The sequence below is a fragment of the Pseudomonas sp. GL-B-19 genome, assembly GCF_019956415.1.
GTDB lineage: Bacteria > Pseudomonadota > Gammaproteobacteria > Pseudomonadales > Pseudomonadaceae > Aquipseudomonas.
In genome coordinates this window covers 81,702-105,158 of the sequence record NZ_JAHBDK010000108.1, presented here as the reverse complement: position 1 = coordinate 105,158, position 23,457 = coordinate 81,702, and the positions used below count along the sequence as shown (strand labels likewise).

Genomic DNA, 23,457 nt, shown 5'->3' with positions numbered 1-23,457 from the left:
GCCTATTCCAGCAAGAGGTGGCGGGCGAGCCCTTCGATGTAGGTTTCATCCTGGCCGTTGGGGTGTGCTTCGAAGGCCAGATGCAGGTATTCGTGGGTCAGGTCGAGGCGGTCTTGCAGCGACAGCACGCCGCGTACGTAGATGCGCTGACGTTCGCGGTCGACGTAGGGCCGGCCGAAGGCCAGGCGGCAGACGGCGAAGGTGCTGACTTCGTTGTAGCCGACCTCGCTTTCCAACCGCGCACGCCAGCCGCGACGCTGGGTTTGCAGCCAGTCTTGCGCGGCGGGCAGTGCTTCGCAGGAGGCGACAGGGTTGTCCCAGCGACTGAGACTGCCGCGCGGGTAGGCGTGCATCAGGATGGCGTCGAAGCGTTGGCCGGCGTTGGCTTGTTCGACGGCTTGCTGCCAAGAGAGTTTGTCCGGGCCGGGTTGATCGGCGTGGTAGGTGACGGTACTGCCGGCCAGTACGAGGTCGCTGGTCCAGGCGGCGATATTGCGCGCTTCGTTAGTGGCTGGGCGTGGGGCGACGCGTTGACGGCTGCTGCTGTCGTCGATGCTGAGGCAGTCGCCATTGCGGGTGGCGTTTTGCAGCAGGTAGGTGCGGATGGCGACGGCCAGGGCTTTGGCGGCTTCGGCGGGTTCGGGTTTGGCTTCGCGCTGGAGGACGCGGGCGACGTATTCTTCGCGGTCCAGGCGGGCGACGAGCTTGTCCTTCAATAAAAAGAGTTCGCCGTCGCTGTGGATATCGAGTTGGTTGCGGTTGCTGAATTCAATGCGATAGTTGCCCTGCAAAGGCCCGGAAGAAACCACACGCCCCCCCGTCAGAACGCGCTCGATCGGATAGCGCGAAAACAACCCGACTTCGACACAACGCCCCGTATCCGCAGGCCAGTCAGTCGGCAACGCTGAGGCTAACGCCTCACCGTAATGACGAAGCACCATTTGACTGGTCCCGCGCCCACCGGCCCAGATCGGCGTGCCATCCGCCGTCCAACCGGCAAACCCGCCCTGACGTGACGACGGGGCCTGATCCCCCAACCAGCTCCAGGTTTTCACCCGCAACCGGCCACCGAGTTCGCCCACGACATTGCCATCGGCGGCATTCAGCACCACGTCCAGCAACACCCGTCGCGCCTGATCCTGCGCCGGCATCCCGGCAAGTACCTTGAGCAATTCAGCGACGGAAACTCGCGCAGAGGGCTTTAATGAGGGCAAATCCAGTAACCATTCCGGTGCCTGTCGCGCTTGCCAATACGTGCGCCAGTCAGCGTCGGTGATGCCCAATCGCGCCGGTTCAAAGTACAAGCCACACGATTTCACCAACGCCTGATCGCGCTCAATTTTGCCGCCGGCCGTGCAGCAATAAACTTCTTCTTTTGACTGCCCGCGACATTCATAAGGCGATTCTTGAGCGCCGGTATCCACCAGCCAACCGTACACAAACAACTTCCACAAACTGCCCAATGGCGCCTGCAAATCAGCAGGCATGGGCTCGCGTGAAACCACCTGAGTCCGGCTCAACGACAGTAGTTCGCCCTTGAAACCCAGCCGCAGCGGTTCGTCCTGCGCTGTCGCTAGAGCAGGAGTCAAACACAGCAGCAACCAGACCAGAGGCCGGGTCATGTCAGTTGACCGTAACCTGACCAAGGGCCGGCTTCTGTTCCTGCGCCTGATGTTGCGGCGCATAAACCTGAGTGAACCGCACTGGCGGCAAATTGAACTGACCCTTCTGCGAAAAGCGCACCAAGTGACGCAAGCGCATCTCACCGCTCAAGGCATTCACCGGAATCGCGTAAGCCATTTGCCCCGGCTCGAAACGCGCCTTCTCCAGCGCCGTCGGTTCGGTGCCGGCCTTGCCCATCAACTTGATGCCCCACGTGGTGCGCTCGACATCGGCACCCGGCGGCAGCGGCACTTCGAGCATGCCGTAGCGCAGCGGTTTCGCGGCTTTGCTGGTGATGATCACTTCGTCCAGATACAGACTGTCGCTGGACAATGGCTGGGTGCCGACCGCTTCGAGTTTGAAGGTGAAGGCCTCATCACCCGGCACCAGACGCGACAGGCGACGAGTGATGGTCACTGCCATCGGATCAATCGAAGGTTGTTGGGTCTGGTAGCTCAACGCGGCACGCAATGGCCGTTCCTGCGTCCCAGCCAACGACAACACGGCCGGCACTGGCGAAACACCCTGCCACGTCCAATACATCTCACCGGTATCACTGTGTTCTTTCTTCCAGCCTTCCCCCGGTGCCAATGCGATGGTGGGCGAAGCCTGCTCGATGCTGCGTTGCAACCAGGTCAGCGCCAAGGCGCGTTCCAGCGTCGATTGCTGCGGCAGCAAGCGTTGCAACAAGGCTTGCGCGTGAGCCGGATCGAAGGCTTGAAGCGACAGGTTCAGCGCTTCGGCGAACGGCTGCGAGCTGACGGCCAATCGCTGTTGCGCATCCGCCAGTTGACGATTGAAAGCGTCCGGTAGCGTCACCTTGGACTGACGCGCAAGTGATGCCGTCAACACGCGCGCAGCGGCTAAGCCGAGCGCCGAATCCGGATCACTCATCACGAGGCTGTCTTCACCGTCCTCCATCAGGTTCGCGGCGTTACCCTCGCCCGCTTTCGCCAGGTCATCCATCAACCCACTGAGTAAGGTGTTCACCGGCAATTGCATCTGTTTGGCGAACGACAGGATCAGCGCGCGCTGCAACAGCGGGGTGTTTTTGGCCTGCTTCGAATACACCTCCAGCACCCGCTGCCAATGCTCCGGCGGCAGGCTCAGCTCCAACGCTTTACTGGCGTACCAGTCGGCGTAGTAAGCGTAAGCGGTCAGGAACGCATCCGGCTCGCCGTCCATGCCCCACCAGGTGAAGCTCGCGTAAGGCCCGGCCATTTGCACCAGACGCAGACGGCTGTTTTGCATGATCAGGCGTAAGCGATCGCGGATTTGCGGGTTCGACGCCAAGGTTGGATACGCGATGCTCAGCGGCAGCAAACGACTGGCGGTTTGTTCAACGCCGCCGTATGGATAACTGAGCAAATCATCCAGCGCCGAACGGAACAGCGCTTGCGGGCTGTCATCCAGACGCAGGCGAATATCCGTCGCGTCCGCCGGCAAACTCAGCGGTGTATCGCCGCTGGCCACGTCCAGACTTTGGCTTTGCGTAACCTGCCAACCTTCACCGGTCGCGGTCAGGCGCACGGCCAGCGCGTCAGCGGTTTTGCCATCCTGCACCAGTTCGGCAGTCCACTCGCCAGAGGCCAACGCGAACGCAGGCAGCGGGATGTAGTTGATGCCATTGTTCAGGGTCACCGGCACACGCTGATCGGCGCCGCCGTAATGAATCACCAGCTCAGCCTTGACTGGTTTTTCAGCCTGACTGAAGGCAAACACCCCAAGAGCCGGCTTGTCGCCACTGCGGAATTTGGTTGGCCCGCTCCACTTCAGGTACAGCGGTTTTTCCGAGCGCACGAATTGCTTCTTCTGCCCGACCTGACCGTCATCGGCGATGGCTCGGGCGGTGATGCGCCAGCGGGTCAGCGAGTCCGGCATCTTGAAGGTGAAGCGGGTTTTGCCGTTGGCATCGGTGATCAATTCCGGCTGCCACGCGGCGGTGTCGACGTCTTCACGACGTGGCCGCTCCAGCACTTTCACCCCCCGCTCGCTGCGGTTGGCTTTGCCCGGCGCGCCCGGGCTGCCCGGCAACGCCACGTCGTAGCTGATGAACGACAGACTGGCGCTGGTGCGCACGTTGTTGCGGCGTGGGTGGTAGAAGAACTGGTCGATGGTTGGCGCAACTTCCGGTTGCAACGCGTAGACCATTTCGTCGACCACGCTGACCGTCAGGTGTGCCGGAATCGGCTTGCCGGCGAACTGCGTGGTGAGGTCGACCGACACGGTATCGCCCGGCTGATAGGCCTCTTTATCGGTGACGATGGCCACGTCGATTTGCGGCGCAATCACCTTGATGCCGGCGTTCTGAAAACTGTACTGACCGCCCTTGGTGTACAGCACGGAGAAGGTCAGGTTCGGCGCGAAATTGTCCTTCACCGGAATGCGCGCACGGTATTGGGTGTCGCTGAGTTTTTCCATCTTCAGCCAGTCGCCGCCCTTGGACAGCAGCGCCGTGGCCTCGACCTTGTCGCGCTCCAGCGACAGCAGCGCATCGCTGATTGGTTCCGGGAAAGTGATCAACGCCAAGGCTTCATCACCCGCTTTGTACTCCGGTTTATCGAGGACAATTTCCACGGTGCCCGGCACGGCTTTGACGCCATCGCCGGTGACCGAATGACCGGTCGCGCCAATCACGCGGCCATGGTCATCCTTCAACGTCAGGTTGTAAGTGCCCGGACGGTCGAAAGCCACGGTGAAACCTTTGTCCTTCGCGGCAAGTTTGCCGTCGCCGCTGCTCTGGTCTTCCAGACGCACCCAGCCGTAGCTGCTCGGCGTGACGGTTTTGCTCTGCTCGTTGGCGCCTTCGTTTTGATAGCTGAAAATGACTTTGTCGCCCACCGCACTGAAGCGTTGCGGCGCACTCAAGCTGAAACTCGCGGCACCACGGTCAATGAGAATCTCCTTGGTGGTCTTGACCCGATACGCCGCGCCATCGCTGGCAAACACGGTGAGCATGTAGCGGCTCGGCTTCTCGGCGGCCGGCAGGTCGAGGGTCGCGTTGCCTTTGGAATCAGTGGTCAGTTCGGTACTGGTCAGCTCCACCGGGAATTGCCCGAGGTATTGCAGTTCGTTGTCGACCATCGACAGTTGCTGGGCACGCAGGCTCAGGCTCAATTTGGCGTTGGCCACCGGTTTACCGTCCGGGTATAGCAATACCAGGCTGCCCTTCACCGGTTCGCCCGTGCGGTAATCCTGCTTGGCCAGGTTCAGCGAAATTTCGAAGTGCGGTTTGATGTATTCAGCCACGCGGAACGCACTGCTGTAGGTCTGATCCTTGTAGCTGAAACGCAGCTCATAGCCGCCCGCCACCGCATTGTCCGGCAACTGGAAACGACCTTGGGTGCCCGCCTTGGAATCGAGTTTCAACGCCAGCGATTGCAGCGCCGTGCCCGTGGCATCGAGCACGGTCACGTTGACGTCGGCTGCGGTCGGCGCCACCGAATCACGCGCATTCTTGAATTCGCGCCCGACGATTTTCAGCGACACCCAATCCCCCGGCCGGTACAGCGGTCGGTCGGTGAAGGCGTAGAGTTTGGTGTCGTAGATTTCGCTGTCGTAATAGAAGTTCTCGGAGACAAACACCCCGCCCTCTTCGTCCTCGCCAATCACGAAAGAACGCTCGGGGCTGACGTGTTTCAGACGCAGCAAACCATCGGTATCGGTGGCGCCGCTGTTCATCACGCCGAGGCCATCGGTCCACAACACATTCACTTTCGGTACTGAACTGCCTTCGTGTTTGCGCGCAGCCCAGACCACCAGTTCATCACCGGCGATCTTGCTCACCGCCACGGTGTTCGAGACAAACACCATGGTGGTCGCGCGGTACTTGCCGATCAACGCTTCCACCAGGTACAGACCCGGTTTCAAGTTGCCCAACGGAATGTAGACGTTACCCGGCGCAACACTGACGAACTCGCTGGAAGAACCGGCCAGGTTCACACCCTCAGGCGGCTGGATCGGTTTGGCTTGCCACAGCGGATAGCGGAATTGACTGACCACCGGCAGGCCCGGGATCAGGGCGAATTGCGGCTGTGCGTCATAAGGCGTTGGCGCGGCGATGGCGGTGCCCATCTTCAGTTCCGGCACTTCCTCGGTGACTTGTTGACGGGACTCGTAGGAAAACGCCCGCTGCATCACGCGACGGGATTTTCGGTACCAGTTGTCCCACAGGTACGCGAGCGTGTTCGACAGACCTTCACCTTTGAACTGGCCATCGCTGACGACGCGGTGCAGGTTCTTCTGGCGTTTGAGAAAATCCAGCGGCTTGTCGATGCGGTACACACGAATGTCGGCGCCGCCGTAAGGCTCCATGCGAAACCGGCGATAGTCACGACCCGGCGCTTCGAGGCGCACCATGGCTTGTTCATCGCTGGCGAAACTGCTGTCGGCCAGCAGAAAAAAACTTTCACCGGCCACTGGCGTGTAGCCGCTCGGCTCGACGGTGTCTTCGGCGTTGACCGCCGAGAAAGGCAGCATCAAGACCAACAGCAGAGGCAGAAAACGCAACATGCGGGCACCGATCATTGGGAGAGAAAGTTCAGTCGATAGACGCCGATGAAGTTGGGGTTGGCTGCGTCGGGTATCCATCGGGTGTCCTTCCATGTCATGAGTTGCTGCAGGCTTGCCGAACGCATGCCGTTGTCAGTGGGGGTGGTGGTGCCGGTGTGATAGGCGATGTAGCGGCCCATCCAGATCATCAGGTGCTGGTCGTCGCCCTGATCGAAAAACATCAGGTCGCCGGGCCGGGCTTGCGCCACATCACGGCTAATCAGATGGCTGTTGAACTGAATCAATTTGATCGCGTTGACGTACGGCCCGACCTTGCCGCCGCCCTGTTGCCATTGCTGGGCGAGACCACGTTGCGCCTCGCTCAATTGCAGTTCCGGTGGCAGGTAGCGATTGGACAGGCCATTGCTGCGCAGCCATTTATCGTCATGGACTTTCAACGCTTCGTTGGCGGCGAACCGCACCAGGCCTGCGCAGTCCTGCTGATACCAGCGCGGGCTCGGGCCTTGGGTCAGTTGTTCCTGGGCGATGCGCACGAACCAGGCGCGAAACACCTGGGATTGCTGCACGTCGAGGGGTGGCGCCTCAGTGGCGAGCGCGCGACTGCCCAGCAACATGGCCAGCAAGCCGAGGCCTCGGATGAGTGCAGTCACAGGGCTTTCCATTGCAGCGGCAGCCATTGCCAGTGGCCGTCGGGTTCACTGCCTTCGGGCAAGGTCAGGGCGTATTTTCCATAGCCACCGAGCTTGCGCAATTTCGGGATCAGGTAGGTTTGCGCGGCGTTGTAAAACACCGGTTCCATGTCCTGCGGCAGGCTGTCGAGGGTTTCCTGTTGCATCAGTTGCGCCATGGGCTCCGGGCCGAAGTAGAGCGGCATCAGCAGGTCTTTCGGCACCACGTCAGCCATCGGCGGGAAGCGTTTGTCGAGGGTGCCGAGGGCCTTGTCCACGAGTTTGTCGTCAAGGGAGAACAACAGCGTCGAGCCGTGACGGGCCAGGCTGACTTCCATGAAGGCCTTGCCGGAAATCGCGTCCGGATCTTCAGCTTCCTTGGCTTTGTAGGGGCCGAAGTTGGAGCTGACCTGACGCTGCCACTGGTGGGTTGGACCTTCCTGTTTCTCGACCACCGGGAACGCATGCTCTTCGACATTCGGCTCAAAGGCGCCGACCATCGAACCGAACAAACTGCCCAGATCACCGTCGAGCTTGGCGCTGTCATCGTCGTTCAGGCTGGCCACCAGCAGCGGTGTGTAGAGACGCGAATCGGCATACCAGCACAGTCCGGCGGCACCAGCCATGTGTTCGGTCAGGGCCTGGGCCACGGTTTCTTCGGCGCCGAGTTTCACCAGCAGCGGTTTCTGTTGTTCCGCCGCGAGGGGCAAAGCAACGCAGGCGCTGGCGCCCATCGGCATGGCTTGCCAGATCGGTTTGAAGTCGAAGTCCGGCTGATCCTCTAGTTCATCCAGAGCAAGGAAGCTGTGCCAGCCCTTGTCGTCCATGTCGAAGCGCAGTCCGGCGAAGTTCGGGATGAAGCGCTGGTAACCCATGGCCAGAACGCTGGAGTTCACCGAGAGACGTTGTTTCACTTCCGGTGTACGCGGTGGCAGGCCGAAGGCTTCGGGGAACAGTTTGTCGCCGTTCAGCAGAGCCGCCAGCGCCAGGGTCGAAACACTGCCCGGCTCTTCCGCCGCTCCGTTACTTGGGTCGTAGAGTTTGGAGGGATTGGACAGCACCACCAGTTTGTCGCCATGGGAAGCGAAGACCAGCGCTTTGCTGTTGTTGTAGGTGAGCTGATAAAGCGCCACGTCGTCGGCACCGACCTTCACATCACTGAGTTTAGTCAGCTGTGAATCGTCCAGCGCCACTTTGGCCAGCGGCTCCAAGACCTTGGCCAGGCCACCGCGATCCATCACCAACAGGAAATCCTTGAGCCGGCCATCCGCCCCGCGCCACAGCGCCACGTCGGCTGGTTGATCGAAGAGTTGCTCGATCAGGCTGTCCTGCAATTTCAGGTCATGCTCGTAAATGATCCGTCGCAGACTGCCGATCAAGCCGAGACGATCGACATGCGCTTCGTAATAGAAGACGAAATCTTCGGTCAGGGTTTCCTTGAGGAACGGCACCGCCAGCAGGTCCTTGGGCAATTGGCTCAAGGAGTGGGTTTCGAGCAGACCGTCCGGCCGGCTCATGCCCAGTTTGTCGCTAGCCAACTCCGCCGGTGGCGCTTTGGGTTTGTGCATGAACCACCACAACCCACCCGCCACGCCAACAACCAGGCACAGCCCGACCAGCAGCGCCGGCCAACGGCGGGGAGCTTTGGCAGCAGGTGCGTCAGCGGCCGGGGAAACAGTCTCTTCACTCATGTTCACAACACCCAATTCATCCGTGGTGCGGGATGCTTAATAGTTGAAAGTCTTGACCAGCAGCAGGTCACCGATCGCGCGCAGGGGCACGATGAAGGTCTCGCGTTTTTCGTCGACGGTGTTTTCGTTGAGCACCAGGTTGATCTGCGAGGTGATGACCTCGTTCTGGTTGCTGGCCTCCTCGAAGTTATAGCCGCCGCTGCCGAAGTTGCCCCAATAGTTCACATAAACCAGATAGGTGCCATGCAACGGCGCGGTCATGGTGAACATTTCCGGACCGGGGCCATCGACGCCGTCGGGGTCGAGGCCGCCGCCATTGGTCAGCGCCGAGTGAGCCCAAAACGCATGCTGGCCGTCAGGGGTAATGATGTGCAGGTCGAGCTCGGCTTTCGGATCGTCCCAACCCAGCACCACGCGAATCCGTGCCGGCGTGCGCAGGTTGTTGGCTTCATAGAATTGAACGCGCTTGAGCGACTGGCCTTCGGCACTGCGCACTTCGACGCTGTTGGAGCCCGCGCCAAAGACATACGGCCGGGCGAAACGCCCCTCGTCGTCGGTGTACAGATTCAGTGGATTGCCGTTCACCGCCAGCGTGTGCGGCCCGCGTTGAGTGCCGATGGCCTTGAGTTGGCCCTCGATCATCGTGCGATTGCGCTGCACGCCCCGGTCGATGGGCGGCGTGGGATAGGCAACTTGCGGGTTTTCGCTACGGTCGAGCAGACCGCTAAAGCGCCAGCCACCGACCGGTTCCGAGAGCTCAGCCGTCGGTTCTGCCCAGGCAGCGGTCGCGCAGACCAGCCCCATCACCAGCAAAAGAAATGAACGCATGTGATGCCTCCTGCCATGCATAACGAAACCTTGCGCCCGATCCTCGGCGCGTTACAGATCCAAATACTGCGTTTCGTCAGAAAGACCCGGTGACTGATGGGTCCTGGAAGGCGCGAGGGTAGCGATTTGGCTGGTTTTTAACAATCGGATCCATCTTGATTTGCGGGGGAAGTCACGAACATTTGAGTGCGTGAGCCGAATAGCGAGGTTATTCGGCTCACAAAATGAGCCGAATAAGACTATTATTCAGCTCATTCACTCTGGAGTTACCGTGGCCATGGCACCTCACTGGATTTGGCAACAGCCTGATTGGCCGAATTTCACTTGGCAATCCGAACGCCTGACGCCGCTATTGCGTGAGTGCGTGCAGGCGCAAGGTCGGTTGATGGGCATGGCCAGTTCTGTGGGTGGCTCACTCAACGTGCAGAACGAACTGGATGCGTTATTGCAGAACATCGTGACGTCTTCAGCTATCGAGGGTGAGCAGCTGAATGTTGGCTCGGTCCGCTCATCACTGGCGCGACGCCTGGGTCTGGAGGTGGTCGATGGCGATAAAGTCAGCCAACGCAGTGAAGGGCTAGCGCAGTTAATGCTCGACGCGACTCAGCACTTTGCGCAACCGCTGACATTGGAGCGGTTACTGGCATGGCATGAATGGCTGTTTCCGGATCAGGGCATGAATGTTGCCGCCCGGTCGATTCGTATCGGCGAATTGCGCGGCGATGAGCCGATGCAGGTGGTTTCCGGACGACTCGACAAACCGACCATCCACTTCGAGGCACCACCCCGCCTTGGCCTTGAACAACAGCTCGATACTTTTCTTGCGTGGTTTGAAAACAGCCAGAGACAGGGCGGGCTCGATCCATTGTTGCGGGCCGGCATCGCGCACTTCTGGTTCGTCACGCTGCACCCTTTTGACGACGGCAACGGTCGCCTGACGCGAACCATCACCGACTTGGCGCTGGCTCAGGGTGAAGCCCAAGCGATCCGTTTTTACGCCATGTCAGCGAGCATCCTTGAGGATCGCTCCGGCTATTACCGAGTGCTGGAAACCAGCCAGAAAAACTCCACGGATATCACCGAGTGGCTGGAATGGTTTCTGCAAATTTTGCTGCGCAGCTTGCAGCAGGCCATGACGCGGATCGAAGCGGTACTGGGCAAGGCGCACTTCTGGCAGGCGCATCGGGACGCAAAACTGTCAGCCGAGCAGATCAAGGTACTGAATCGCTTACTGGACGGTGGGGAGCGAGGATTCGAGGACGGGATCAGCGCGGCTCAATATCAAGCTGTGGCGAAAGTATCGAAAGCCACTGCGACCCGTCATTTGGCTGAGTTGCTGGAGAAGGGTTGTCTGAAACGCCTGCCCGGTGGTGGACGCAGTACCCGTTACCAGATCAGTTTTCCGAATGAATCCACACAATGATCTAACGAGTTGCACCCTGTAGCGAGGGAGCTGGCTCCCGCTCGGCTGCGAAGCAGTCGCAAATCGCTGAATGCGGTTACCTGAAGAACCGCGGCGTATGGTTTTGGGGCCGCTTCGCGCCCCTAGCGGGAGCAAGCTCCCTCGCCACAATATGTACTTTCACCCCGCAACTACTACTCGACACAGCCCGCTCATTTGCCCATACCCCCCATGTCTGCTAGTGTCGCGCCGGTTTAACGTCAACCGGAAATAGCCGCCATGGCCCGCAAAAAAGCTGCACTGGATTTCGAACAATCGCTCGCTGACCTGCAAACGCTGGTGGAGCGTCTGGAGAACGGCGAACTGTCGCTGGAAGACTCGCTGACGGCTTTCGAGCAAGGCATCGGTCTGACTCGCGATTGCCAGGCGGCGCTGGCCCAGGCCGAGCAGAAGGTTCAAGTGCTGCTCGAACGTGATGGCGAGTTGGCCGAGGAACCCTTCGACGCGGATCAGCCAGAATGATTGCAGCGTATTCGGCGACCAGCCAGGCCCGCGTCAACGCGGCACTGGAAACCCTGTTCAACGCCCCCAGCTCTGAACTTGCCCGCCTCTATGAAGCCATGCGCTACAGCGTGATGAATGGCGGCAAGCGCGTACGTCCATTGCTGGCTTATGCGGCCTGCGAAGCGTTGGGCGGCAAGGCTGAGCAAGCCAACGGCGCGGCCTGCGCGGTGGAGCTGATTCACGCGTATTCCCTGGTGCACGACGATTTGCCGGCCATGGACGATGACGACCTGCGTCGCGGCCAGCCGACGACTCACAAGAAATTCGATGAAGCCTGCGCAATCCTTGCCGGTGACGGCTTGCAGAGCCTGGCGTTCAGTGCCCTGCTCGACCCGCGCCTGAACGGGGCGGACGCCGAGATTCGCCTGCAGATGGTCAGCGCCCTGGCCGTCGCGGCAGGCCCGGCGGGCATGGTCGGCGGTCAAGCCATCGACCTCGGTTCGGTCGGTCTGAAGCTCGATCAAAAAGCCCTTGAGTACATGCACCGGCACAAGACCGGCGCGCTGATTGAAGTCAGCGTCAAACTCGGCGCCCTGGCCAGCGGCCGCGCCGAGAAGGACGAACTGAAAGCGTTGCAGACCTATGCACAGGCCATCGGCCTGGCGTTTCAGGTGCAGGACGACATTCTCGACGTTGAAAGCGATACCGAAACCCTCGGCAAACGCCAGGGCGCCGACATCGCTCGTGACAAACCGACCTACCCGGCGCTGCTCGGCCTCGACGCGGCCAAGGCTTACGCCCTGGAACTGCGCGATCAGGCCCTGCACGCGCTGCGACCGTTTGACGCGGCCGCCGAACCCTTGCGCGACCTGGCCCGCTACATCGTCGACCGGCGTAGCTGACAGCGTATCGGCCAAGTTAAGACCAACGCGTGGGCAGGGGGCGATGCATCAGGTAAACTGCCGCATCTTTTATACCTATAACGATTCGCCTGATGCCCACGACGTTTCATGAGATTCCCCGCAAGCGCCCGACCACGCCCCTGCTCGACCGTGCCAACACGCCGGACGGCCTGCGCCGGTTAGGCGAAGCCGAGCTGGAAACCCTGGCCGATGAGTTGCGCCTGGAATTGCTCTACACGGTCGGTCAGACCGGCGGGCATTTCGGTGCAGGCCTGGGCGTCATCGAACTGACCATCGCGTTGCATTACGTCTTCGACACCCCGGACGACCGGCTGGTGTGGGACGTGGGTCATCAGGCTTATCCGCACAAAATCCTCACTGGCCGTCGCGAGCGCATGGGCACTCTGCGCCAGAAGGACGGCGTCGCAGCCTTCCCGCGCCGTTCCGAGAGTGAGTACGACACCTTTGGCGTCGGCCACTCCAGCACTTCGATCAGCGCAGCGCTGGGCATGGCCATTGCCGCCCGCCTGCAGAACAGTGATCGCAAGGCCATTGCCGTGATCGGTGACGGCGCGCTGACCGCCGGCATGGCGTTCGAGGCGCTGAACCACGCGCCGGAAGTGGACGCCAACATGCTGGTGATCCTCAACGACAACGACATGTCGATCTCACGCAATGTCGGCGGGTTGTCGAACTACCTGGCGAAAATCCTTTCCAGCCGAACTTACGCGAGCATGCGTGAGGGCAGCAAAAAGGTTCTGTCGCGCCTGCCCGGTGCCTGGGAAATCGCTCGTCGTACCGAAGAATACGCAAAAGGCATGCTGGTTCCCGGCACGCTGTTCGAAGAGCTGGGCTGGAACTACATCGGCCCTATCGACGGCCACGATCTGCCGACCCTGATCGCCACCTTGCGCAACATGCGCGATCTCAAAGGCCCGCAGTTCCTGCACGTCGTCACCAAGAAAGGCAAAGGCTTCGCCCCGGCCGAAGTCGACCCGATCGGTTACCACGCCATCACCAAACTCGAACCGCTGGACGCACCGGCCGCTGCGCCGAAGAAAGCCGGCGGGCCGAAGTATTCCGGCGTGTTCGGTGAATGGCTGTGCGACATGGCCGCTGCTGATCCGCGCTTGGTGGGCATCACCCCGGCGATGAAAGAAGGCTCCGATCTGGTGGCGTTCAGCGAGCGTTTCCCGTTGCGCTACTTCGACGTGGCGATTGCCGAGCAACACGCGGTGACCCTCGCCGCCGGCATGGCGTGTGAAGGCGCTAAACCGGTGGTGGCGATCTATTCGACGTTCCTGCAACGTGGCTATGACCAGCTTGTGCATGATGTGGCGGTGCAAAACCTCGACGTGCTGTTCGCCATCGACCGCGCGGGTCTGGTGGGTGAAGATGGCCCGACCCACGCGGGTAGCTTCGACCTGTCGTTCTTGCGCTGCATCCCCGGCATGCTGGTGATGACCCCGAGCGACGAAAACGAACTGCGCAAAATGCTCACTACCGGTCACCTCTACAACGGCCCCGCGGCGGTGCGTTACCCACGCGGCTCGGGGCCTAATGCGACCATTGAGAAAGACCTGCAACCGATTGAAATCGGCAAAGGCATTGTTCGTCGTCAGGGCAGCAAAGTCGCCTTGCTGGTGTTCGGCGTGCAACTGGCCGAGGCGCTGAAAGTCGCCGAAACGCTGGATGCGACGGTGGTCGACATGCGTTTCGTCAAACCGCTGGATGAAGCGTTGGTTCGCGAAATCGCCGGCAGCCACGAGCTGTTGGTGACCGTCGAAGAAAACGCAATCATGGGCGGTGCCGGCGGCGCGATCAGCGAATTCCTCGCCCGCGAAAATATCCTCAAGTCGGTCCTGCACCTGGGCTTGCCGGACCTCTACGTCGAACACGCCAAGCCTGCGCAGATGCTGGCCGAGTGTGGGCTGGATGAGGCCGGGATCGAAGCGGCGGTGCGTGAGCGCCTGCAACTGCTCAACATCTAAATCCCATCCCCTGTAGGAGCCGGCTTGCCGGCGAAGGCGCCCTCATGGGCGCCAAAAGCTTCGCTGGCAAGCCAGCTCCTACAAGGACCGCGCCGTCCTTGATACACAAGAATTGACCATGAATTTCTCTCGCCTCGCCCTGACGCTGACCCTGCTGCCAGCCGGTCAACTGCTGGCCGACACCTTCGAACGCGATCAAGCCTTGAAACTGCCCGACGTGTTGATCACCGCCAATCGTCAGGTCGAAGCGCGCAACGACAGCAGTGCCGCCAATACAGTGTTCACCCGCGAAGACATCGACCGTCTGCAACCGGACAGCATCACCGATTTGCTCAAACGGGTGCCGGGCGTGCAAGTGGCACAAACCGGCGGGCTCGGCAGTCTGCCGGGGGTTTATATTCGCGGCACCCAGTCGGCGCAAAGCCTGGTGCTGGTGGATGGTCAGCGCATCGGCAATTCGACCTCGGGCGACAGCAACCTGCAACACATCAACATCGAGCAGGTCGAGCGCGTGGAAGTGCTGCGCGGCTCCCGTTCGGTGATATATGGCAGTGACGCCATCGGCGGGGTGATTCAAATCTTCACCCGGCGCGGAGGTGAACAAGGCCTGCAACCGCGGATGCACGTAGGATTTGGCAACAACCAGACCTGGGAACGCAGCCTTGGGCTGTCAGGTGGCGATGAGAACACCCGCTTCAATCTCGGCGCCAGCCTCAATGAAACTGCCGGGATCAATCGCACACACGAGTCTTTTCCCAGCGACAGCGATCACGATGAGTACCGCAATCAATCGGTTAGTTTCAGCGTGAGTCATACGCTTACCGATGACCTGGAAATCGGTACCAATATTCTGGATAACCGAGGCAAAAGCGAGTTCGACAACCCGTTTGGCCGCTTTGACCCGGACACTTTCGAGTCAGTCCAGCAGCAGCCTTTCAGCGAGTTCGAAGTGAGCAGCGTCAGCAGTTATGTCGACGCACGGGTTAACGATGCCTGGAAGACCCGCGTCGAATTCGGCCACAGCGAAAACCGCGAGAAGACCCTCGACAAGCTCAGCGATGAACGCAGCGTCTTCAATACCTACCGCGACTCGGTGAACTGGCAAAACGACCTGACGCTCACCGAGCGCAACAGCCTGATCCTGGGCGGCGACTGGTACGAAGACCGGATCAACAGCAGCACGCCCTTCGACGAAGACAGCCGCTGGAACCGCGCCGCCTTTGTTCAGCATCACTACCAGGTAGACAGTTTTTCCACCGAACTGGGCCTGCGCCGTGACCAGAACCAACAGTTTGGCGGCCAGAACAGCTGGAGCGGCACCTTCACCCTGCCGCTTAACCCGGATAACGTTGTGCTGCTGACGTACAGCGAAGGCTTTCGCGCGCCGACGTTCAATGACTTGTACTACCCGGATTTCAGCAACCCGGACCTGAAACCTGAAACGTCGAAAAACTATGAGCTGCAATGGCGTAGCCAGTTAACAGAAACCAGTCGCCTGGAAACTTCGCTTTATCGCATCGATCTTGAAGACGCGATTATTTTCGGCAGTAACTCTCAGCCAGAGAACGTGGCCTCGGCGCGGATCAATGGCTTCGAAGCGGCATTGAAACAGGAATTGTTCGGCTGGCAGAGCAACCTTGGTATATCGATCATCGACCCGCGCGACCGCGATACCGGCCACACCCTCGCCCGTCGTGCACGGCGGACGTTGAGCCTGGATCTGGATCGACAATTTGATCGCCTGGGCCTCGGCGCCAGTTGGCAAGCAGTCAGCAGCAGCTATGACGACTTGAACAATCAACAGCCACTGAGTGGCTACGGCTTGTTGGGGTTGCGCAGCAGCTGGGAACTCAATCGTGAAATCACGCTTGAGCTGAAGCTCGATAACCTGCTGGATAAAAGCTATAGCCGGGCGATGTACAGCCATGAAGGCAGTCAGTTTGGGTATCGAGAGGAAGGTCGGGCGTGGTTGTTTGGGGTGACCTGGACACCCGAGATCTGACCTGAAGTCAGCTGTGTCTAGGCGGACGTCATCGCGGGCAAGCCACGCTCCCACAGTGGAATGCATTCCAAATGTGGGAGCGTGGCTTGCCCGCGATGGCCGCACCTCGGTCTCACCGGTCCGGCGCAATGACCCGGCACAACTTGGCCGTCGCCTCGACCATCTGCCCACTCGGCCGCTCCAGCCCCTTATCCGCCACCAACAGCAATTGCCCATGCGCCACCGCCGCCACCTGCGGCCACGTCTTCCATGCGTCGAGTTGGGCCTGATCACTGGCCAGAATCACCTCGGGATTACGCTGCAACACCGCCTCGACACTGACCTGCGGCGCGGGCAACGTCAGGTCGGCAAACACGTTGCGCGCGCCGCACACCTCTAGCGCATCACTGATGATCTGCCCGCCACCCACGGTGTACAACGGCCGATCCCAGACTTGATAAAACACCCGCAACGGCTCATCCCGTCGATAACGCTGACGCAGGGTATCCAGTTTTTGGCGTAGATCGACCGCCAACGTTACGCCCCGTTCGGGCCGACCGAGTTGCGTAGCGATCGCCTCCATTTGCGCAGCGAGTTGGTTGAGCGTGTGAGGTTCGGCGACGTACGTGGGGATGTTCAACCGCTTGAGCTGCTCACGCTGGGCTGGGCCAACGCTGCCCGGCCAGAGCAGCAGTAAGTCGGGCTGAAGACTGAGCAAACGCTCCATATCCAATTGACCGTAGCGGCCAACCGAAGGAAGGTGTTCAAGCCCGGATGGGCGCTCACCGGCATCCAGCACACCGACCAGCAGGTCGGCTGAACCCAGTTCGACGACGATTTCAGAGAGGGACGGCGCCAGACTGACGACCCGCCCGACGGCAACCGCCGAGCCGCTGACGGCCAGCAGCAGAACCGCCAGCCAGGCTCGAAGCATCAGCCGAGTTGACGCGGAATACGGTAGAGGTAAAACAGCACCATGGTCGACAGCGCCAGCAGCATCAACGGCACGGCTTCGAGGCCGACGAACACCGCCAGCGCACCAATCCAGGCAGGCAATGCAGCCGCCAGAAACGCGGTACGCCGCTTAGCGGCCAGGGCGATCCAGGCGGCGGGTTCCTCAGGCGTGTCGAGGGCTTTTCGCGTAGCGATCAGGGCGTGCTTGTAGCCACCGAAAAACTTCAGGCTGACAAACATCGAGGCCACCCCAGCGATGAACAACGGCATCGCCAGCACCGGCAGAATCGCCTCGCCCTGGCCAAATACGCCATTGATCACCAACAGCGGCAACAAGGCCAGCGCCAGGTATTGCCACCAATTGAACGACAGCCGCCGCCGAACCTGACCGCGGGTCACGCTCGATCCGCCTCGCCCTGATGCTCGTTGCCCATCATGTGGTCGAGCTTGCTGGCCTTGGTCGCCAGGTAGAGTTTGTTGTGCGGGTTGTGGCCGGTGTGCAGCGGCACGCGCTCGGCGACCAAGATGCCCATGTCGGTCAAGGCTTTGACCTTGCGCGGGTTGTTGGTCATCAGACGCAGGGATTTCACGCCCAAGTGCTCAAGCATCGGCAGACATATGGCGTAATCACGCTGGTCGGCAGCGAAGCCCAGGCGCTCGTTGGCCTCAACGGTGTCAGCACCGCCATCCTGCAACTCATAGGCGCGGATCTTGTTCAGCAGGCCAATACCACGGCCTTCCTGACGCAAGTACAACAACACGCCACGGCCTTCACGGGCGATGGCTTGCAAGGCGGCTTCAAGTTGAGAGCCGCAGTCACAGCGCTGGCTGAACAAGGCATCACCCGTCAGACATTCGGAGTGCAACCGGCCGAGTACCGGGGCACCGTCGGCAAACTCACCCAGGCTCAGCACCACGTGCTCGCGGCCGGTGGCTTCATCGAGAAAGCCATGCATGGTGAATTGCGCAAAAGGCGTTGGCAGCTTGGAAGCGGCGACAAAAACGACAGGCACCGGTGTGCTCCTGATCAATAGTGCTGGAGATTCGCAGACGCGGCATTGTAACAGCCGATTCCTGCAGACGCTTAGGCTGAATTATGGGGCATAACGATCAAAAAGTTAGATATCAGGCCACTACTGCACCCTTTGGGAGCGAATCTGCTCGCGATGACGGACTGTCTTGCGCCATTGATGTCATGTCGACTGACATACCGTCTTCGCGAGCAGGCTCGCTCCCACAGGGTTAATCATGTGCCACAGGGTTCATGTTCAGTTCGAATCGAACGGATAGGGCTGTTTCCAGCGCACGAAGATCGGTTTCAGTGCGCCGCTTTTCACCAGCAGATCCATGCGCTGGTCGAACAATGCCATCAACGTCCGAGCCTCGGGTGTATTGGCAAAGCACAGATACAGCGGCAATTCAGCGATATGCGTGCGGCGGTACTGGGAAGGATCCTTGGCCCGCTTGACGATGTAATCGATCTCGGGCAGCGCATCAATGTAAAAGTCGGCACGGTTGTGGGTCAGCATCGACAAAATGCCGGTACGCCGCACGACTTCGTTATGGCGCTGCACGTTGGGCAGGTACTTCTGGTACTCGTAACCGCGGACCCAGGCCAGTCGATAGTTGCCGAGGGTCTCCGGGCTCGGCGCCGGATTACTGGCCAGGCCCAACGCGTAGATGTGATCGGTATCGTAATTCCAGCGTGGATAAAGCACATCGCTGGCCTCGTCACGGTAAGAACCGACACAGGCATCCACTTCACCGCGTTGGGCCAGGCCCACGGCGCGGGTGTAGGGTTCGGTGCGCAAGTCCAGCTTGACCCCGGCCGGCTCGAAGATAGCCCGCAGCACGTCCCAGCCCAGGCCATGCCCGTCAGCGGCGGTGTAGTCTTCCCATTCTTCGCTGGCCAGATGAATCACTGACGGCGTCGGCGCGGCATCCGCCGCCTGGGCGAGTGAGCAAAACATTGCGAAAAAAACCGCCAACCCGCACCGAGCCATCCTAGTCCCCTTGCTTCGCCCGTCAGGCGAAAATCCATACCAGCCCTTGCATTGCCAACCACGCAAATACACCAGCCAACACGTCGTCGAGCATAATCCCGACGCCGCCATGCACATGCCGGTCGATCCAGTGAATCGGCCAGGGCTTGAGAATGTCGAAGAAGCGGAACATCAGGAATCCCGCCAGCAACCAGTACCAACCTTCCGGCACCAGCCACAGGGTGATCCACATTCCGACCATTTCGTCCCAGACAATGCCCTCGTGGTCGTGCACGCGCAAATCATCGGCCACTTTGCCGCACAGCCAGAAGCCGAACAACATGGTGATACCGAGCATCAGCCAGTAACCCCAGTCGGGCAGCATTTGCCACAACGGGATAAAGGGTAGCGCCACTAACGAACCCCAGGTGCCCGGTGCTTTGGGCAGGGTGCCCGAGCCGAAGCCGAACGCCAGGAAATGCCAGGGGTTGCGCCAGACCGATGGCGGTACGAATTCCGCCGGGACCTGTTTGGGATGATCTGTCACGGTGTCTCCCGAAAATGTTGATAGCCCCGGGTTTGCGGGGTGATGTCTTGCCCATCGGCATCCAGCAGCGCCACGCCCTGCCCCGTCACGACACGCCCGACCACATGTATCGGCCAGCCGTCCGCCAGCAATGAAGACAACTCGACGAACGGTAATGTGAAGGCCAGCACATAATCATCGCCGCCACTCAGGGCAGCCGTTTCGGCACCGGATTGACCGAGGAACGCCACTAACGCCGCCGACACGGGCAGCTTACTCCGCTCAACCTGAATACCGACCTTCGACGCCAGCGCTATGTGCCCGCAGTCGGCGAGCAGGCCGTCGGAGATGTCCAGCGCCGAGGTCGCCTTGCCGCGCAATGCCTGGCCCAACGCCAATTGCGGCTGCGGTGACCAGTAATGCGCCAGCAACGGATCGGCGATGGCCGCGTCAGCGGTACGCTGACCCAACACCAGTGGCAAAGCCCCCGCCGCGTTGCCCAGTTCACCGCCAACGCAAAGCAAGTCGCCGGTTTGCGCGCCACTACGGGTCAGCGCCTTGCCGGCCGGCACACGACCGAACACGGTCATGGTCAGGCTCAGCGGCCCCCGGGTGGTATCGCCGCCTACCAACGCTACACCGCAGCGTTGCGCCATGAGGCTCAAACCACGGGCATAGGCCTCTAACCAATCGGCGGTCACCGTCGGCAAGGTCAGGGCAAGGGTAAAGGCAATGGGGGTGGCGCCCATGGCAGCCAGATCGCTGACCGCCACAGCCAGCGAGCGCTGACCGAGCAGAAACGGGTCACAGGGGTCTGCGAAATGCACACCGGCAACCAGCGTATCGGTGGAAATGGCCAAATGCTCCCCGGGAGGAACAGCCAGCAAGGCGCAGTCATCACCAATCCCGAGGGCAACGCCTTCGCCGCCTTGCGCACAGGGCGCGGCGGCGAAGAAGTTGCGGATCAGCTCAAACTCACCCATAGCGGTAAAGCGCCGATTAGCGCTTGAACGCCTTCACTTCAGCTTCACGCAGACGCGGGGCCAGCTTGTCGAGTACACCGTTGACGAACTTGTGGCCGTCGGTGGAACCGAAGACTTTCGCCAGCTCGATACCTTCGTTGATCACAACGCGGTAAGGGACGTCGACGCGCTTGATCAATTCCCAGGTCGACAGGCGCAGAACGGCCAGTTCGACCGGATCCAGCTCTTCGATCGTAATGTCCAGGCATGGGGCCAGGGCCGTATCGATCTCGGTGCGGTGCGCCGGAACGCCGTGCAGGATGTCGTGGAAGTACGCGGCATCAACATCACTGAAATCGTTATCGACCCGGAACTGCGCTTCGATCTCGTTCAAAGACTGCTTGGCCATGTGCCACTGGTACAGCGCCTGAGTCGCGAGCTGACGAGCTTCGCGACGCTTGACGCTTTTCGATGGCTTGCCGGCATCCGCAGGCTTTGGATCGCGCGGGTTGAAACGATCGCTTTCGTCGCTAATCACTTGGCCTCCAACTGCGCCAGCAGGCTGACCATTTCCAGAGCGGACAGGGCAGCTTCAGCACCTTTGTTACCGGCCTTGGTGCCGGAACGTTCGATGGCTTGCTCGATGGAATCAACGGTCAGCACGCCGAAAGCGACTGGAACGCCGAACTCCATGGAGACCTGGGCCAGGCCCTTGGTGCATTCGCCCGCCACGTATTCGAAGTGCGGAGTACCGCCACGAATGACCGCGCCCAGAGCGATGATTGCCGCGTATTCGCCCTTCTGAGCGACTTTCTGCGCAACCAGCGGAATTTCGAAGGCGCCAGGAGCGCGGATGATGGTGATGTCGCTTTCGCTTACGCCGTGGCGAACCAGGGCATCCACTGCACCGCTGACCAGACTTTCAACGACGAAGCTGTTGAAACGGCCCACTACCAAAGCGTAGCGGCCTTTAGGGGCGATGAAGGTACCTTCGATGGTCTTCAGGGTCATTCGTTAGATCTCTTAAAGAGCCGGGACGCGTTTTCTACGCGCCCCTCAGTGATTTTTTAGCCGCGAATCAAGGACTGGAAACAACCGGTCATTATTCGGAGGGCACGTATTCTACAACTTCCAGATCGAAACCGGATATCGCATTAAATTTCATTGGCGCACTCATCAGGCGCATTTTGCGTACACCCAGGTCCCGAAGGATCTGCGAACCGGCACCGACGATGCTGTAGGTGGTCGGTTTTTTCACGGCCGCCTGGTCGGCGGTTTCGCGAATGTGCGCCAGCAACACGTCGCCATCGAGCGGGTGACCGAGCAACAGCACCACACCGCTGCCGGCCTCGGCGACCGCGGCCATGGCGGCGCGCAGGCTCCAGCGGCCCGGCTGCTTGACCATCAACAGGTCGCGCAACGGGTCCATGTTATGTACACGAACCAGGGTCGGTTCTTCGGCGCAGACAGTGCCCAGGGTCAGGGCCATGTGCACGTCGCCTTCCACGGAATCACGATAGGTCACCAGGTTGAATTGGCCCAGTTCGCTGTCCAGTGGCTGCTCGGCAATCCGCTGAACGGTACGTTCGTGGATCATCCGGTAGTGGATCAGGTCGGCGATGGTGCCGATTTTGATGTTGTGCTCAGCGGCGAAGGTTTCCAATTCGGCGCGACGGGACATGGTGCCGTCGTCGTTCATCACTTCGCAGATCACGCCGCTTGGCTCGAAACCGGCCATGCGCGCCAGGTCGCAGGCGGCTTCAGTGTGGCCAGCGCGGGCCAGAGTGCCGCCGGCCTGGGCCATCAGCGGGAAGATGTGGCCCGGGCTGACGATGTCTTCAGCCTTGGCGTCTTTCGCGGCGGCCGCTTGCACGGTGCGCGCACGGTCGGCAGCGGAGATGCCGGTGGTCACGCCTTCGGCCGCCTCGATGGACACGGTGAACTTGGTGCCGAAGCCGGAACCGTTACGCGGCGCCATCAATGGGAGCTTCAGCAGTTCGCAGCGCTCGCGGCTCATCGGCATGCATATCAGGCCACGGGCGTGCTTGGCCATGAAGTTGATGTGCTCGGGCTTGCAGCACTCGGCGGCCATGATCAGGTCGCCTTCGTTCTCGCGGTCTTCGTCATCCATGAGGATGACCATCTTGCCTTGGCGGATGTCTTCAACCAGTTCTTCGATGCTATTGAGCGCCACAAGGCACCCCCTTGAGTCAGGATTTGAGGTAGCCGTTGGCGGCCAGAAAGCTTTCGGTAATGGTGCTGCCGGCAGTCGGCTCTGCGGCCTTGTCGCCCAGCAACAGACGCTCCAGATAACGCGCCAGCAAGTCGACTTCCAGGTTCACCCGGCGACCTGGCTGGTACGACGCCATGATGGTTTCGCTCAGGGTATGCGGAATGATCGTCAGCAGGAACTCGGCGCCATCGACCGCGTTCACGGTCAGGCTGGTGCCGTCGACGGTGATCGAGCCTTTATGGGCGATGTACTTGGCCAGTTCTTTCGGGGCGCGGATGCGGAATTCCACGGCACGCGCGTTTTCTGTACGGGCAACCACTTCGCCCACGCCATCGACGTGACCGCTGACCAGATGCCCGCCGAGGCGAGTGGTCGGGGTCAGGGCTTTTTCCAGGTTCACCGGACTGCCGCTTTTGAGGTCGTTCATGGCGGTGCAGTCGAGGGTTTCGCGGCTGACGTCGGCAGCAAAGCCGTTGCCCGGCAGTTCAACTGCGGTCAGGCACACGCCGTTGACCGCGATGCTGTCGCCCAGTTTGACGTCGCTCAGGTCGAGCTTGCCGGTTTCTACGTGGACCCGCACATCTCCGCCTTTTGGGGTCAATGCACGAATACTGCCGATGGATTCGATGATGCCGGTAAACATGGAGTCCTCCTCGAGA

20 protein-coding genes are annotated in these 23,457 nt (G+C 60.7%); 5 read left to right on the top strand and 15 right to left on the bottom strand.

Going from position 1 to position 23,457, the window contains the following annotated elements; genetic code table 11:
- Nucleotides 1-2: 2 nt before the first annotated feature.
- Genes KGB06_RS29465 through KGB06_RS29445 form a run of 5 tightly spaced genes read right to left on the bottom strand, consistent with a single transcriptional unit; the run spans nucleotide 3 to nucleotide 9,361 of the window.
- The gene (locus tag KGB06_RS29465; protein WP_223521914.1) at nucleotides 3-1,622 is read right to left on the bottom strand and encodes a DUF2300 domain-containing protein; all 1,620 of its coding nucleotides are present in this window, start codon (nucleotides 1,620-1,622) and stop codon (nucleotides 3-5) included.
- Nucleotide 1,623: 1 nt separating this feature from the next.
- Nucleotides 1,624-6,189 (bottom strand): alpha-2-macroglobulin family protein, encoded by a 4,566-nt coding sequence (locus tag KGB06_RS29460; protein ID WP_223522040.1) that lies wholly within the window; start codon nucleotides 6,187-6,189, stop codon nucleotides 1,624-1,626.
- A complete protein-coding gene (locus tag KGB06_RS29455) occupies nucleotides 6,186-6,836 on the bottom strand; it encodes a DUF1175 domain-containing protein (RefSeq protein ID WP_411741882.1) in 651 nt (216 codons plus the stop codon). Before KGB06_RS29455 ends, KGB06_RS29460 begins: the two co-directional genes overlap by 4 nt.
- Nucleotides 6,821-8,533, bottom strand: coding sequence for a DUF2138 domain-containing protein (locus KGB06_RS29450; RefSeq protein WP_223521913.1), 1,713 nt, complete (start codon nucleotides 8,531-8,533; stop codon nucleotides 6,821-6,823). Before KGB06_RS29450 ends, KGB06_RS29455 begins: the two co-directional genes overlap by 16 nt.
- A 36-nt stretch (nucleotides 8,534-8,569) precedes the next feature.
- Complete coding sequence (locus tag KGB06_RS29445) at nucleotides 8,570-9,361, bottom strand: YfaP family protein (RefSeq protein WP_223521912.1); 792 nt, start codon at nucleotides 9,359-9,361, stop codon at nucleotides 8,570-8,572.
- A 277-nt stretch (nucleotides 9,362-9,638) separates the two neighbouring features.
- On the opposite strand from KGB06_RS29445, the gene KGB06_RS29440 reads away from it, so the two are divergent.
- The 5 genes from KGB06_RS29440 to KGB06_RS29420 all read left to right on the top strand — a co-directional run bounded on the left by KGB06_RS29440 (nucleotide 9,639) and on the right by KGB06_RS29420 (nucleotide 16,162).
- Entirely contained in the window at nucleotides 9,639-10,784 is a 1,146-nt protein-coding gene (locus KGB06_RS29440; RefSeq protein ID WP_223521911.1) for a Fic family protein, read from the top strand.
- A gap of 258 nt (nucleotides 10,785-11,042) precedes the next feature.
- Nucleotides 11,043-11,285, top strand: coding sequence for an exodeoxyribonuclease VII small subunit (locus KGB06_RS29435; protein ID WP_007894317.1), 243 nt, complete (start codon nucleotides 11,043-11,045; stop codon nucleotides 11,283-11,285).
- Nucleotides 11,282-12,169 (top strand): (2E,6E)-farnesyl diphosphate synthase, encoded by an 888-nt coding sequence (gene ispA, locus KGB06_RS29430; protein ID WP_223521910.1) that lies wholly within the window; start codon nucleotides 11,282-11,284, stop codon nucleotides 12,167-12,169. The genes KGB06_RS29435 and ispA overlap by 4 nt, the downstream gene beginning before the upstream one ends.
- A gap of 92 nt (nucleotides 12,170-12,261) precedes the next feature.
- The gene (dxs, locus tag KGB06_RS29425) at nucleotides 12,262-14,160 is read left to right on the top strand and encodes a 1-deoxy-D-xylulose-5-phosphate synthase (protein ID WP_223521909.1); all 1,899 of its coding nucleotides are present in this window, start codon (nucleotides 12,262-12,264) and stop codon (nucleotides 14,158-14,160) included.
- A gap of 118 nt (nucleotides 14,161-14,278) precedes the next feature.
- Entirely contained in the window at nucleotides 14,279-16,162 is a 1,884-nt protein-coding gene (locus tag KGB06_RS29420) for a TonB-dependent receptor domain-containing protein (RefSeq protein WP_223521908.1), read from the top strand.
- Nucleotides 16,163-16,274: 112 nt separating this feature from the next.
- Here the strand turns inward: KGB06_RS29420 and KGB06_RS29415 are convergent, their stop codons facing one another.
- The 10 genes from KGB06_RS29415 to KGB06_RS29370 form a co-directional block, all read right to left on the bottom strand.
- Nucleotides 16,275-17,075 (bottom strand): cobalamin-binding protein, encoded by an 801-nt coding sequence (locus KGB06_RS29415; RefSeq protein WP_223521907.1) that lies wholly within the window; start codon nucleotides 17,073-17,075, stop codon nucleotides 16,275-16,277.
- A complete protein-coding gene (locus KGB06_RS29410) occupies nucleotides 17,075-17,494 on the bottom strand; it encodes an MFS transporter (RefSeq protein ID WP_223521906.1) in 420 nt (139 codons plus the stop codon). The genes KGB06_RS29415 and KGB06_RS29410 overlap by 1 nt, the downstream gene beginning before the upstream one ends.
- Nucleotides 17,491-18,108: a GTP cyclohydrolase II gene (gene ribA, locus KGB06_RS29405; RefSeq protein ID WP_223521905.1), complete on the bottom strand. Its 618-nt coding sequence runs from the start codon at nucleotides 18,106-18,108 to the stop codon at nucleotides 17,491-17,493. The genes KGB06_RS29410 and ribA overlap by 4 nt, the downstream gene beginning before the upstream one ends.
- A 255-nt stretch (nucleotides 18,109-18,363) precedes the next feature.
- A complete protein-coding gene (locus KGB06_RS29400; RefSeq protein WP_223521904.1) occupies nucleotides 18,364-19,098 on the bottom strand; it encodes a substrate-binding periplasmic protein in 735 nt (244 codons plus the stop codon).
- 22 nt (nucleotides 19,099-19,120) lie between these two features.
- Nucleotides 19,121-19,624 carry a phosphatidylglycerophosphatase A gene (locus KGB06_RS29395; RefSeq protein ID WP_150782649.1) on the bottom strand — a complete coding sequence of 168 codons (504 nt, stop codon included), beginning with the start codon at nucleotides 19,622-19,624 and terminating at the stop codon, nucleotides 19,121-19,123.
- Nucleotides 19,621-20,586, bottom strand: coding sequence for a thiamine-phosphate kinase (gene thiL / locus KGB06_RS29390; RefSeq protein WP_223521902.1), 966 nt, complete (start codon nucleotides 20,584-20,586; stop codon nucleotides 19,621-19,623). The genes KGB06_RS29395 and thiL overlap by 4 nt, the downstream gene beginning before the upstream one ends.
- Before the next feature lie 16 nt (nucleotides 20,587-20,602).
- The gene (gene nusB, locus KGB06_RS29385) at nucleotides 20,603-21,103 is read right to left on the bottom strand and encodes a transcription antitermination factor NusB (protein WP_007944234.1); all 501 of its coding nucleotides are present in this window, start codon (nucleotides 21,101-21,103) and stop codon (nucleotides 20,603-20,605) included.
- The gene (ribE, locus tag KGB06_RS29380; protein ID WP_003185938.1) at nucleotides 21,100-21,576 is read right to left on the bottom strand and encodes a 6,7-dimethyl-8-ribityllumazine synthase; all 477 of its coding nucleotides are present in this window, start codon (nucleotides 21,574-21,576) and stop codon (nucleotides 21,100-21,102) included. Before ribE ends, nusB begins: the two co-directional genes overlap by 4 nt.
- 91 nt (nucleotides 21,577-21,667) lie before the next feature.
- Complete coding sequence (gene ribBA / locus KGB06_RS29375) at nucleotides 21,668-22,759, bottom strand: bifunctional 3,4-dihydroxy-2-butanone-4-phosphate synthase/GTP cyclohydrolase II (protein ID WP_223521900.1); 1,092 nt, start codon at nucleotides 22,757-22,759, stop codon at nucleotides 21,668-21,670.
- Between the two features lie 16 nt (nucleotides 22,760-22,775).
- Nucleotides 22,776-23,441, bottom strand: coding sequence for a riboflavin synthase (locus KGB06_RS29370; protein ID WP_008059524.1), 666 nt, complete (start codon nucleotides 23,439-23,441; stop codon nucleotides 22,776-22,778).
- Nucleotides 23,442-23,457 lie beyond the last annotated feature (16 nt).

What these genes read in the sequence shown, in the direction of transcription:
- KGB06_RS29435 (WP_007894317.1), top strand. Translation starts at nt 11,043, where the DNA reads ATGGCCCGCAAAAAAGCTGCACTGGATTTCGAACAATCGCTCGCTGAC.
- KGB06_RS29460 (WP_223522040.1), bottom strand. Translation starts at nt 6,189, where the DNA reads ATGATCGGTGCCCGCATGTTGCGTTTTCTGCCTCTGCTGTTGGTCTTG.
- KGB06_RS29445 (WP_223521912.1), bottom strand. Translation starts at nt 9,361, where the DNA reads ATGCGTTCATTTCTTTTGCTGGTGATGGGGCTGGTCTGCGCGACCGCT.
- KGB06_RS29450 (WP_223521913.1), bottom strand. Translation starts at nt 8,533, where the DNA reads ATGAGTGAAGAGACTGTTTCCCCGGCCGCTGACGCACCTGCTGCCAAA.
- KGB06_RS29440 (WP_223521911.1), top strand. Translation starts at nt 9,639, where the DNA reads ATGGCACCTCACTGGATTTGGCAACAGCCTGATTGGCCGAATTTCACT.
- KGB06_RS29455 (WP_411741882.1), bottom strand. Translation starts at nt 6,836, where the DNA reads ATGGAAAGCCCTGTGACTGCACTCATCCGAGGCCTCGGCTTGCTGGCC.
- thiL (WP_223521902.1), bottom strand. Translation starts at nt 20,586, where the DNA reads ATGGGTGAGTTTGAGCTGATCCGCAACTTCTTCGCCGCCGCGCCCTGT.
- KGB06_RS29400 (WP_223521904.1), bottom strand. Translation starts at nt 19,098, where the DNA reads ATGGCTCGGTGCGGGTTGGCGGTTTTTTTCGCAATGTTTTGCTCACTC.
- KGB06_RS29370 (WP_008059524.1), bottom strand. Translation starts at nt 23,441, where the DNA reads ATGTTTACCGGCATCATCGAATCCATCGGCAGTATTCGTGCATTGACC.
- KGB06_RS29420 (WP_223521908.1), top strand. Translation starts at nt 14,279, where the DNA reads ATGAATTTCTCTCGCCTCGCCCTGACGCTGACCCTGCTGCCAGCCGGT.
- dxs (WP_223521909.1), top strand. Translation starts at nt 12,262, where the DNA reads ATGCCCACGACGTTTCATGAGATTCCCCGCAAGCGCCCGACCACGCCC.
- ribE (WP_003185938.1), bottom strand. Translation starts at nt 21,576, where the DNA reads ATGACCCTGAAGACCATCGAAGGTACCTTCATCGCCCCTAAAGGCCGC.
- KGB06_RS29465 (WP_223521914.1), bottom strand. Translation starts at nt 1,622, where the DNA reads ATGACCCGGCCTCTGGTCTGGTTGCTGCTGTGTTTGACTCCTGCTCTA.
- ispA (WP_223521910.1), top strand. Translation starts at nt 11,282, where the DNA reads ATGATTGCAGCGTATTCGGCGACCAGCCAGGCCCGCGTCAACGCGGCA.
- KGB06_RS29415 (WP_223521907.1), bottom strand. Translation starts at nt 17,075, where the DNA reads ATGCTTCGAGCCTGGCTGGCGGTTCTGCTGCTGGCCGTCAGCGGCTCG.